Here is a 10,488-nt window from a genome sequence, read left to right as displayed (position 1 = left end):
ACTTATGTACTACAATAAGGATAATGCAAGGTTTTTGATGGTCCCAATCCGATTTTCGCAGCATGAACATCGGATTTTAACAGGTCAAAAGCCTTATTTTAAAAGGGTTTTACCATTATTCAGCAAACCCTAAATAATCAGTTTTTAATAACCGGATTTAGTATTATTGGATAAGCCTTTCCACTGAGAAGATGTACCAGACTGAGCCTGAATCCGCCGTATGAAAAGCGATTAAAATCGTCATAATTTCCCCCAGACATAAGCTTATTTTTCGTTGTCGAGTCTTCAGTCCATAAGCAAGTAAGCTTTTTGAGCATTGAGGTGCAAATTATTGGCAAAAATCATCGACAGGACAGAATAAAGCATCTATACTAACCCTAGGGCAAGGTGGCTGAATGGTTTTCTGTTTTTCAGCAGATCACTTCTCCCTTTTCTTATCCCGAACTCAGGTTATATATAAGGAGAATAATTAACCATGACCGAAAATAGAGGACCGATTCCTGTAGTTGTCAACGGTGCAGCCGGTAAAATGGGACGGGAAGTCATTAAAGCCGTTGCTCGTGCCGACGATATGATCTTAGTGGGTGCAGTGGATCGAAATCCAGCTTTTCGAGGTCAAGATGTGGGGGAAGTGGCCGGTTGTGAACCCCTAGAAGTGCCGATTCTCGAGGATTTGCAGAGTGTTTTAGTCCTGGCAACTCAGGAAAAAGTGCAAGGGGTGATGGTGGATTTTACCCATCCCGACGGTGTTTATGACAATACCCGCAGTGCGATCGCCTATGGAGTGCGTCCCGTGGTGGGAACTACGGGATTATCGCCGGCACAACTACAAGATTTAGCCGAATTTGCCGAAAAAGCCAGCACCGGCTGTTTAGTTATCCCCAATTTTTCCATTGGCATGGTTTTACTACAACAGGCTGCCCTGCAAGCATCCCGCTACTTTGATCATCTGGAAATTATCGAACTGCATCACAATCAAAAAGCAGACGCACCCAGTGGAACGGCCCTCAAAACCGCCGAATTACTGGCAGAATTAGGTAAAACCTTTAATGCTGCCCAAGTTTCCGAAAAAGAAACTATCCCCGGCGCTAGAGGCGGTTTAACTGCTGAGAACATCCGTATTCATAGCGTGCGTTTACCCGGTTTAATTGCCCACCAGGAAGTCATTTTCGGTTCCCCCGGGGAAATCTATACCCTTCGTCATGATACCAGCGATCGCTCCTGTTATATGCCGGGGGTTCTCCTCTCTATCCGCAAAGTTACTCAGCTGCAATCCCTCGTCTACGGTTTAGAAAAAATCCTCTAAATCAAGATAGGTAGTGATTTTATGGTAGTGGTAATAGCTCAAACCTTTGCTAATTGGGCATTGTCGTCATCAATAAAGTACCAAACAGTTCGGCACCCCCCTGATCAAGGTTAGGGGGGATCGAAGGCACAATCTATCTTCTATTTAATTAGAACCACTTACTTAAACTCAATGGTAAAATAAGCCCATGAGCGCTTTTCCTACCCCAGAACTCGATAAAATCCTCAAAGAAAAAGATATTCAAAGAGAACAGCAAAGACAAACCCTGCTGGCGAAAACTCAACAATGGCTTCATGAAAATGCTGTAAAATACGGAATTAATCGAGCTTATATCTTTGGCTCCGTGACTCGTCCCTATAAATTTCACCCCGGTTCTGATGTGGATATTGCCGTCGAAAATATCAATCCCGCACTGCACTTTGAGGCTATTAGTATTCTGTCCTATTATCTGGGGAGAGAGGTGGATATTATTCTGCTGAAAAACTGTCATTTTGCCCACCGAATTCGGGAAGAAGGAATTTTATGGACAACCGACAACTAATCCTGTTGAAAGCTGATATAAATGCTCAATTACAGTTAATCAAAGCGATCGATGGTAAACTAGCTGTTAGAGCCGAAGGTGTTAATCCCGATGATGTCATTCGCCTGGAAAGCATTGCCTATCAAATCCATAATTTATACAGTGCCACTGAGGATTTACTTAAAATAGTGGCTACCTGTTTTGAAAATCATATTGCCGATACTCGGCAATGGCATACAGCCTTATTAAACAGAATGACTGTCCCTATCCCCGGAATTCGTCCTGCTTTTATTTCTTCAGAAACCGCCGCTTTGTTAAATAGTTTGCGAGGATTTCGGCACTTTTTTCGTCATGCCTACGGCACAAATATTGATTATGAGCAATTGAAAGTTAATTTAGACAGGGCAAGAAAAATCTACAGAAACTTAGAAAAAGATATTCAAATTTTCTTTGAACAATGGGCAGAAAGTTAAGCTAAATCCTCGATATTATAATGATTATGTCGGTTAATAATCCCTATCTTGAATACTGGCAAAAACGCCAAAAAGAACAGCAGGAATATAATCAAAAATTAGCTCAAGAGGCAAGGAAAAATCTTCCGCCAGTTATTGATTATTTAAAAGAAAATTTCCCAATTACAAAAATTATCCTGTTTGGTTCTCTAGTTAAAGGTAAATTTCAGGAAACTTCTGATATTGATCTAGCAGTGGCTGGCATACCCCCAGAAAGTTTTTTTCAAGCTTTAGGAAAAGTTAATTTAATTAGCGCTCGCTGGATTGATTTAAAGCCTATAGAAGACTTAGAACCTCATTTTCTTAAAAGAGTTTTGCAAACAGGAGAATGTCTTTATGCGTCCGATGAGTGCCAGTGAATTACAAGAAATCGCCCTTGATATTGCCACTGAAGTTAATAGATTAAATCGGCTAGAAAGCCAAATGCGTTTAGTTCAAGCGGAAATGCTAACCAACCCGGCACTAGCCCATATTTGTGCCGAAAGTTTAGCCCTAAAACTCCATAACTTCTATACAGGATGTGAACGAATTTTTCAAATTATCGCTTCTGAGTTAAATGGTGGCTTACCATCTAGTTATGACTGGCATAGAAGGCTATTAAATCGTATGAGCAAACCTCAAGATTATCGTCCTGCTGTATTACGAGAAGATACCGTGCATAAACTTAATGAATACCTAAGCTTTCGGCACGTTGTTCGCAATATCTACGGTTTTGAATTGGAAAAACAAAAACTAGAAAATCTGGTTAATAACTATTATAATACATGGCTACAAGTCCAAGAAGATATTAATAGTTTTATCCTTTGGTTAAAAACCACAGCAGACAGTCTTAATTAAACCTCAAAGACAAGATTGCTTGTTGAGATGGGGAAAGAGGCAACACCCCCCCAACCCTACCCGACGTCGGGGGGAGATTTAGCTAATCTAAGGATAGGCGGTTAAAATGCGTCTTAGCTTATTCATAAAAGAACTGATGAGCCGTCAACTTCATTTCACAGTGGTTATTCTGACTTGAGAAAGTTATTAACTTACTTCCGATGATTGCTGTACTTTCTGACCTATTTTTGGTTCCGTCCCTGCCAACAATCTTTTAATATTACCCTGATGACGAACAATCACATAGATTCCCCCCATCAAACTAAATAAAATATAGGGGAGAGGTTGACCCAAAACAACCATTAAAATATTCACCACCAGCGCCCCGATAATCGAACCTAAAGAAACAATCCGGAAAAGTGCCAGAATAACTAAAAAACTCGCCAAAGTTCCGCAAGCCACTAGGGGATTCATCACCAATAAAACCCCTAAACTGGTGGCGACGGATTTACCACCGCTAAAATTCAAGAAAATCGATTTACTATGACCGATGATTGCCCCCAATGCTGCCCCGATAATTAACCAATAATACCAACTTTCTGGGAGAGGATTGACATCCATAAAATATAGTCCTCGTACCAGGGCCACCGCCGCCATTCCTTTTAACATATCAATTAATAACACCATCGCCCCGGCAGATTTTCCCAGAGTTCTCAACACATTGGTGGCCCCAGTGGAACCGGAACCATAGTCACGAATATCGATACCTTTGCTGTATTTACCGATTAAATAACCCGTGGGAATCGAACCGAGCAGATAGGATAAAAGTAAGATAGTAAGACTGATAAGAATCGGAATAAGCATAAATTAACCCCAATTTTTAGCAAGAGCGAGCGCCGTCATCAGTGTATCAGCCCGAAGACAAAAAAACACTCACAGGGAACCATAGACGGGAATTGCCGCCCCGCGCAAGTCTTTCGCCCCTTCCCCTGCCAGAAAACAGATCACCTCGGCTAGAGATTGGGGACTTACCCAGTCCTTGGCATTTGCCTCTCCCATCGCTTCCCGGTTGCTGGGAGTATCGATAATGCTGGGCAAAACCACGTTAGCGGTAATATTAGTCTGTTTGGTTTCTTCTGCAATCGCTTGGGTTAAAGCCACTACCGCCGCTTTCGAGGCACAATAGGCGGCCAAATTTGCCCCCGGTTGTACGGCACCACGAGAACCGATAGTGACGATACGACCATAATTATGAAGTTTCATCGAGCGTAAACAGTGTTTACACAGTAAAAAAGTGCTATGGAGGTTTAAATCGAACATTTTTAGCCAATCTTCATAGCTAAACTCCTCCGTCGCCCCCATGGTAAAACCCCCGACTAGATGAATTAAAACATCGACCCGACCGAGATCATCAATTAATCTAGCCACGGCAGTTTCTTGGGTTAAATCCACCCTGACAAAGCGAATACGCTCAAATTCCGCCGCACTCAGCCGAGATTTCAGACGACCTACCTCCCTTTCCTCCCGATAGGTCATGGTTAGATGACCGCCATGGTGTAAAACCGCCGGAGTGACTCCTAAACCCAGTCCTCCCGTACCGCCGGTCAGCAATACCCGTTTATCTTTCATATTGATTGATATATAATCGATCGCTCCAATTATAGATGATTTAACCGGGCAATTAGGCAATATTACAGCCTTTCTCGCCGGGCTAGGATTCCTTCATCGCTTGTTTTTTCTCCGCCTTGAGGTCGCGACTGCTGGCGGCGGCAATTTCCGCATCCATCAGGGTGCGTCCGGTGGCCGCCAGATAGACATCATCGAGACTAGGACGGGATTGGGCCATGCTGAACACGGGTAATCCCGATTCGGCTAGGGTTTGTTCAATTTTGCTTAAAGGATTGCTATTCGCCGTGACGATGAGATTAAGGGAGTTACCCTGGGCGGTATTGACGATCACTTCCTCGACAAAAGGCAGACGGGATAATAACTCTTTCGCTTGGAAAGCTTCTTCCTCTGGGGAAAATTCTCGCACTTTTAGGGTAATGCGATCGCCGCCCAGTTGCTCCTTCAGTTGTGAGGGGGTACCGCGAGCGATGACGATACCATTGTCGATAATTGCCAAGTTATCGGCCAAAGCGTCGATTTCTTCGAGATAATGGCTGGTAATTAATACACTGGTTCCGGCCGCCCGCAATTGTCGCAGAAAATCCCAGACAATCAAACGACTTTCGATATCGAGTCCCACAGTCGGTTCATCCAGCACCAAAACTTCCGGCTGATGCAGTAATCCCGCAGCTAAATCCAGCCGTTTTTTGATGCCGCCGGAATAGGTTCCTGTTTTTTTGTCGGCGTATTCCTCTAATCCTAAAAGATTTATTAATTCTTTGATGCGCTCTCTTGACTTTTGAGGGGGAATGTGATAGAGAGCCGCTTGTAGTTGCAACAGTTCCCGGCCGGTGAGCATTTTATCGAGGGCGACTTCTTGGGCAACGTAACCCAGGCGTTTACGGGCGGATTTGGGGTTATTCAGGGCATCGACACCCCCCACCTCGATTTTGCCGCCATCGGGTTTAGCAAGGGTACAAAGACAGCGAATCGTGGTGGTTTTCCCCGCACCATTGGGACCGAGTAAACCGAAGATTTCTCCCGCTGCCACGGTAAAGGAGATATCTTTAACCGCTGCTGTCTGACCGTAGGATTTTTTTAACTTTTTGATCGCCACCGCAAGGGTCATAAGCTGATTTTCGCCGACTTGAGCGAGACAATTTTTTTGTTAACTTTCTTGGTCTATTTTAACCCACATTCCCCACTGCAAAATCTAGTACAGCTTTGTTTATAGCGTTTTTCAGTCTGCTGAGGTACAAAAGTGATGGGTTTTAGGCACTCATGCAAGAGGCAGAAGGCAAAAGGGAAGAAAAATAGGTGTACCTCACTAGCTTAGGAAACGCTATATCTTTTTTGATCAAGATAAACTTTGACGGGATTTGGCCTCATCCCCAGAGGACCCGCTGCTGTTCTGGCGTTGCCTGTTCCTTGATCCACCTCGACCCCTTTAGATGCTCGGGCAACTTATTGGGACAGCATTGTTCACGTTAACTTAAATTAACTTTGTTGGCAAAAGTGAATCGGAACAAGGGTTTTTCGCTAGAATGATAATGATTATCGTTCTAATTAAGGAGAGAAATCATGGTTCTACAGGTCTCTGGGGTAGGATTAGTTTGTGCTGGGAATAAAATCGGCGAAAAAAGCCCTAAATATCCATTTATCGCTGTTAGCTTCATTTTATCGCTTTCTTTCGCCCTGGTAACGGTGGCTAAGGCTGAAGAGCCTGCCATTGGTCAGAGTTTGCCCGAATTTTATATCGGGGTGGATAATCAAATCACCTTAACTCGGGGCATCTATGAGGGATTAGCCAATCCTAACTATAACCGGTTAACTCTTCTGGTTGCTCACCGAGAGGGAACCCCTCATTTTCACGGTATCGGCACTTACAGTTATTCCGGACCGTCTAGTAATCCAGTAGTTAATCCTACTAACAGCAATAATCGCATTCCTGAGACTTCTACAGGATTGCCTCCTCTCTCCTTAATTGCGGGAAAAGGAATTTTTCAGAATAGTTTTGTTAGTGCTGCCACTGGGGAGGAATATAGCAATCTACTGATGCAATCAGTGGCAACTATTAATAATTCCTCTGACTTGGGAGAACAAGCTCTTTTTAACAGTTCTGGGGGACGGTGGAATCGGTCTTTAGGTAATGCCAACCTATCCTTACAACTGTTAGAGATTAGTGATGGATTAACCGTAGCTAACTCTTTAGGACAGACAATTTTAGCTAATGCTGGCGATATCTATGCGATCGGGACTGGTGATAACTTCTCCTTTTTACCGAAGTTTATTGCCTCTCGACCGGGAAAATATTCAGCCAGTTTTAAGCTGGTAGATCTTAGCCTTTCTTGGGGAGAGTCAGGAATTTTTAACCTAGATTTTCAAACAGTTCCCGAACCATCAACTCTGATCGCCTTAATACTGTTCGGGTCAATTGTATTAACTCGATCGAGTAGTAAAAACTAAAACCAATCGGTTTTGGAGAGAGCAAAATTATCCCCAAAACCGCTCCAGATCGACATCGGCTTTGTTGAAATGGAAAACAGGAATTATTCCCTAAAAAACTGGCAACTTTTTTGACTATAATAACGACAAGATTATCAGTATAGTTTTAAACTATCCTAGGATAAGCCCTATCTCGATCGCAATATATATTTATGAAATTTAGTGAAATTGCCCAAAAATTAAGTCCTTTAGTACAATCCCAGAGTTTGACCGCCTATCCCGACAGAAATCCCCAAATTAAAGCCATAACTCCCATCGAAACCGCCCTAGTCGATACCATTAGCTATATCGAAGGGGGAAAATTTGCTGCCTTTGTCGCCAAAACTGACGCTACTGCCCTAATTCTGCCCCTGGATACCAATTTACAACAACAGGCCGACGAACGCGGCATCGCTTGGTTAGCTAGTGCCAATCCCCGACTTTTATTCGCCCACGCCATCAAATTATTCTATCAACCCTTTCAGCCCCAACCCTACATTCACGCCACCGCCGTGGTGCATCCATCGGCTAAAATCGGCCATAAAGTCGCCATCGGGGCCCATGCCGTGGTAGAAGCCAATGTCACCCTCGGTGATGGGGTGTGCATTCATCCTAACGCCGTTATTTACCCCGGAGTGCATATTGGTGATCGCACAATTCTCCACGCTAACTGTACCATCCATGAACGGGTACAAATCGGCAATGATTGCGTTATCCACAGTGGCGCCGTTATCGGTGCTGAGGGCTTCGGTTTTGTGCCGGTTACCGAAGGCTGGTTTAAGATGGAACAATCCGGTATCGTGGTCTTAGAAGATGGGGTAGAAATTGGCTGTAATAGCACCGTTGATCGCCCGGCAGTGGGAGAAACCCGCATCGGTAGCCAGACTAAGATCGATAATCTCGTCCATATTGCCCATAATTGCCAAATTGGCCAAGCTTGCGCCCTTGCAGGACAGGTAGGCATGGCAGGAGGCGTAAAAGTGGGCAATCGTGTTATTTTAGCGGGACAGGTGGGCATTGCCAATCAAGCGGCGATCGGGGACGGTGCGATCGCAACCGCCCAAACCGGCATTCACAACGATATCGGGGCAGGAGAAGTGGTTTCTGGTTCTCCCGCTATGCCGCATAAGTTATTCCTCAAGGTAGCAGCCGCTTACAAGCGTTTACCCGAAATCTATCAAGCGGTTAAGCAATTTAAAAAATAGCCCTATTCAGGGGACAGGAGACAGGAGACTCCGAGACAGGAGACAGGAGATTATTTCTATTTATTCTCCCTTCTCCCCACTTCCCCACTTCCCCACTTCCCCACACCCCACACCCCCATCTCCCCACTGATAACTGATAACTGATAACTGATAACTGAATCAAAGTGACTCGCAAAAGCAAGGGCGCTATCGCCGCAGGACATCCAAAAACTGCCGAAGCTGGACAATTAATCTTAGAAATGGGCGGAAATGCCTTCGATGCGATAGTTGGCTCGATTTTAGCGGCTTTCGTGGTCGAATTCACCCTCGCTTCCGCGGGGGGCGGCGGTTTTTTACTAGCACATACCAAAGAAAAAGTCAATACCCTTTTTGATTTTTTTTGTCAAACTCCCAAATATAAAAAACCCTTGACAAATATCGACTTTTACCCAGTGGCGATCGATTTTGGTGGTGCTAGTCAAGATTTTCACATTGGCCGAGGTGCGATCGCAACGACCGGAGCATTACGGGGATTGGAAACAGTGCAGAAAAAACTGGGAAAATTGCCCTTTGCCGTGGTAGCGGAACCAGCGATCGAATATGCTCGTCAAGGCTACATTTTGAGCCAATATAACGGCTTTTGCCTGGGTTTACTATCTTCGATTCTGCTCAAAGATAGAGAGGGTTTAAAAGTCTATGCCCCGCAAGGAAAACTCCTCCAAGCTGGCGATCGCTGTGTGATGAGGGATTTTGCCAACAGCTTAGAGGAATTAAGCAAAAAAGGCGTAAAAGACTTTTATGAGGGAGAAATCGCCCACCAAATTGCCAAGGATATGCAGGAGGGTGGTTATCTCACCCTAGAGGATTTAAATCATTACCAAGTCCTTGAGAGAAAACCCCTAAAAACCCAATATCGGGGTTACGAAATACTGACTAATCCGCCTCCTAGTTCTGGGGGAATTCTCCTAGCTTTTGCCCTAAAATTACTAGAAGCAGTTAATTTATCGGCTTTAGAGCATCTAGGAGCCAAACATCTGCAAATTTTAACGGAGGTGATGGCCTTAACCAATCAAGCGCGCGCTCAAGGCTACGATAATTTTATCCATCAGGAGGGAATCGAAGAGCAATTCCTCTCGTCGGAATTTTTAGGCAAATATCCCAATAAATGGGGCAGTACCACCCATATTAGTGTTATCGATGGGGAAGGTAATGCCGCCAGTGCCACCTTTTCCAACGGGGAAGGATCGGCTTATACCGTGCCGGGGACGGGAATTATGCTCAATAATATGATCGGGGAAGCGGACTTAAATCCCTTTGGTTTTCACAATTGGCCGGTTGATCGTCGTTTATCCTCAATGATGTCCCCGACGATGATTTTAGAGGAAGGAAAGCCGCGATTTGTTCTCGGTTCTGGGGGTTCCAATCGCATTCGCACCGCTATTTTGCAGGTTATTAGCAATTTAATCGATTTTCGGCAATCTTTAGCCGATGCGATCGCTGCCTCGCGCATACATTGGGAAAATCAACAATTAGGAATTGAACCTTTAGAAGATCGGGAAAATATGCTCAAAAATCTGGTTTTACCCGCAAATACTCAAGTATCCCGGTGGCAAGAACAAAATATGTTTTTTGGGGGTGTGCATGGGGTGGCAGTGAATGATCGGGGGGAATTAACCGCTACGGGCGATCCGCGTCGGGATGGAGTAGGATTAGTGATTAGGGATTTTTAGGTAATGGGTACAACTTGCAGGCGTAACCCAAGTGCTTGCAAAACCTTAAGAACTGTAGCAAACTCTGGATTACCCTGATTCGACAAAGATTTATAGAGACTCTCCCGTCCCAAACCCGTCTCACGAGCAATACGAGTCATCGAAAATTTGGGTCTGAAACCCCGTCGTTCTACGACGGCTTTACTGTTAAATAGGGTCTGCTGAAAAAGTTTTTCCTGGGGGTAGGAGTCAGTAGCCGGTCGTCAGGAGTCGGTCGTTTCAGGCTTTGTTGCCCTTGTTTTTTGTACCAAGCGATGTACCACAAGAAGGATAATGCAAGGTTTTTGAA

Annotated in this window: 12 protein-coding genes; 8 read left to right on the top strand and 4 right to left on the bottom strand. The window is 44.5% G+C overall.

Annotated elements, in window-relative coordinates:
* The first annotated feature begins 475 nt into the window (after nt 1-475).
* The 5 genes from dapB (at nt 476) to O9290_RS20660 (ending at nt 3,175) form a co-directional block, all read left to right on the top strand.
* Nucleotides 476-1,306: a 4-hydroxy-tetrahydrodipicolinate reductase gene (gene dapB / locus O9290_RS20680; RefSeq protein ID WP_052277225.1), complete on the top strand. Its 831-nt coding sequence runs from the start codon at nt 476-478 to the stop codon at nt 1,304-1,306.
* A gap of 187 nt (nt 1,307-1,493) precedes the next feature.
* Nucleotides 1,494-1,847: a nucleotidyltransferase family protein gene (locus O9290_RS20675; protein ID WP_004159488.1), complete on the top strand. Its 354-nt coding sequence runs from the start codon at nt 1,494-1,496 to the stop codon at nt 1,845-1,847.
* Nucleotides 1,829-2,299: a ribonuclease toxin HepT-like protein gene (locus O9290_RS20670; protein ID WP_004159484.1), complete on the top strand. Its 471-nt coding sequence runs from the start codon at nt 1,829-1,831 to the stop codon at nt 2,297-2,299. Before O9290_RS20675 ends, O9290_RS20670 begins: the two co-directional genes overlap by 19 nt.
* Before the next feature lie 26 nt (nt 2,300-2,325).
* Nucleotides 2,326-2,697 carry a nucleotidyltransferase family protein gene (locus tag O9290_RS20665; protein WP_012264857.1) on the top strand — a complete coding sequence of 124 codons (372 nt, stop codon included), beginning with the start codon at nt 2,326-2,328 and terminating at the stop codon, nt 2,695-2,697.
* A complete protein-coding gene (locus O9290_RS20660; RefSeq protein WP_004159482.1) occupies nt 2,675-3,175 on the top strand; it encodes a ribonuclease toxin HepT-like protein in 501 nt (166 codons plus the stop codon). Before O9290_RS20665 ends, O9290_RS20660 begins: the two co-directional genes overlap by 23 nt.
* Before the next feature lie 186 nt (nt 3,176-3,361).
* On the opposite strand, the gene plsY is transcribed toward O9290_RS20660, so the two are convergent.
* The 3 genes from plsY to O9290_RS20645 form a co-directional block, all read right to left on the bottom strand.
* Nucleotides 3,362-4,018, bottom strand: coding sequence for a glycerol-3-phosphate 1-O-acyltransferase PlsY (gene plsY / locus O9290_RS20655; protein ID WP_502846472.1), 657 nt, complete (start codon nt 4,016-4,018; stop codon nt 3,362-3,364).
* A 69-nt stretch (nt 4,019-4,087) separates the two neighbouring features.
* Nucleotides 4,088-4,783, bottom strand: a complete 696-nt coding sequence (fabG, locus tag O9290_RS20650; RefSeq protein WP_108937383.1) for a 3-oxoacyl-ACP reductase FabG — start codon at nt 4,781-4,783, stop codon at nt 4,088-4,090.
* An 82-nt stretch (nt 4,784-4,865) separates the two neighbouring features.
* A complete protein-coding gene (locus O9290_RS20645) occupies nt 4,866-5,891 on the bottom strand; it encodes an ABC transporter ATP-binding protein (protein WP_147073442.1) in 1,026 nt (341 codons plus the stop codon).
* A 452-nt stretch (nt 5,892-6,343) separates the two neighbouring features.
* Between O9290_RS20645 and O9290_RS20640 the strand changes: the two genes are divergently transcribed.
* From O9290_RS20640 to ggt, 3 genes are all read left to right on the top strand, one after another.
* The gene (locus O9290_RS20640; protein WP_288058825.1) at nt 6,344-7,228 is read left to right on the top strand and encodes an all3515 family Zur-repressed PEP-CTERM protein; all 885 of its coding nucleotides are present in this window, start codon (nt 6,344-6,346) and stop codon (nt 7,226-7,228) included.
* Nucleotides 7,229-7,419: 191 nt separating this feature from the next.
* Nucleotides 7,420-8,451: a UDP-3-O-(3-hydroxymyristoyl)glucosamine N-acyltransferase gene (gene lpxD / locus O9290_RS20635; protein WP_004159474.1), complete on the top strand. Its 1,032-nt coding sequence runs from the start codon at nt 7,420-7,422 to the stop codon at nt 8,449-8,451.
* 164 nt (nt 8,452-8,615) lie between these two features.
* Entirely contained in the window at nt 8,616-10,160 is a 1,545-nt protein-coding gene (gene ggt / locus O9290_RS20630; protein WP_061431305.1) for a gamma-glutamyltransferase, read from the top strand.
* Here ggt and O9290_RS20625 read toward each other — a convergent pair.
* Nucleotides 10,157-10,300: an addiction module antidote protein gene (locus O9290_RS20625; RefSeq protein ID WP_004159469.1), complete on the bottom strand. Its 144-nt coding sequence runs from the start codon at nt 10,298-10,300 to the stop codon at nt 10,157-10,159. The two genes, ggt and O9290_RS20625, sit on opposite strands and share 4 nt — an antisense overlap.
* Nucleotides 10,301-10,488 lie beyond the last annotated feature (188 nt).

Origin of the sequence: Microcystis sp. LE19-41.2A, from assembly GCF_027530405.1 — a bacterium.
GTDB classification, from domain to species: domain Bacteria; phylum Cyanobacteriota; class Cyanobacteriia; order Cyanobacteriales; family Microcystaceae; genus Microcystis; species Microcystis aeruginosa.
Note: the sequence above shows the minus strand (reverse complement) of the source record. Positions and strands in the feature narration are given on the sequence as shown.

Excerpts from the sequence above, each read along its gene's own strand:
- dapB (WP_052277225.1), top strand. The coding sequence starts at position 476 with ATGACCGAAAATAGAGGACCGATTCCTGTAGTTGTCAACGGTGCAGCC.
- O9290_RS20675 (WP_004159488.1), top strand. The coding sequence starts at position 1,494 with ATGAGCGCTTTTCCTACCCCAGAACTCGATAAAATCCTCAAAGAAAAA.
- O9290_RS20670 (WP_004159484.1), top strand. The coding sequence starts at position 1,829 with ATGGACAACCGACAACTAATCCTGTTGAAAGCTGATATAAATGCTCAA.
- O9290_RS20665 (WP_012264857.1), top strand. The coding sequence starts at position 2,326 with ATGTCGGTTAATAATCCCTATCTTGAATACTGGCAAAAACGCCAAAAA.
- O9290_RS20660 (WP_004159482.1), top strand. The coding sequence starts at position 2,675 with ATGCGTCCGATGAGTGCCAGTGAATTACAAGAAATCGCCCTTGATATT.
- plsY (WP_502846472.1), bottom strand. The coding sequence starts at position 4,018 with ATGCTTATTCCGATTCTTATCAGTCTTACTATCTTACTTTTATCCTAT.
- fabG (WP_108937383.1), bottom strand. The coding sequence starts at position 4,783 with ATGAAAGATAAACGGGTATTGCTGACCGGCGGTACGGGAGGACTGGGT.
- O9290_RS20645 (WP_147073442.1), bottom strand. The coding sequence starts at position 5,891 with ATGACCCTTGCGGTGGCGATCAAAAAGTTAAAAAAATCCTACGGTCAG.
- O9290_RS20640 (WP_288058825.1), top strand. The coding sequence starts at position 6,344 with ATGGTTCTACAGGTCTCTGGGGTAGGATTAGTTTGTGCTGGGAATAAA.
- lpxD (WP_004159474.1), top strand. The coding sequence starts at position 7,420 with ATGAAATTTAGTGAAATTGCCCAAAAATTAAGTCCTTTAGTACAATCC.
- O9290_RS20625 (WP_004159469.1), bottom strand. The coding sequence starts at position 10,300 with ATGACTCGTATTGCTCGTGAGACGGGTTTGGGACGGGAGAGTCTCTAT.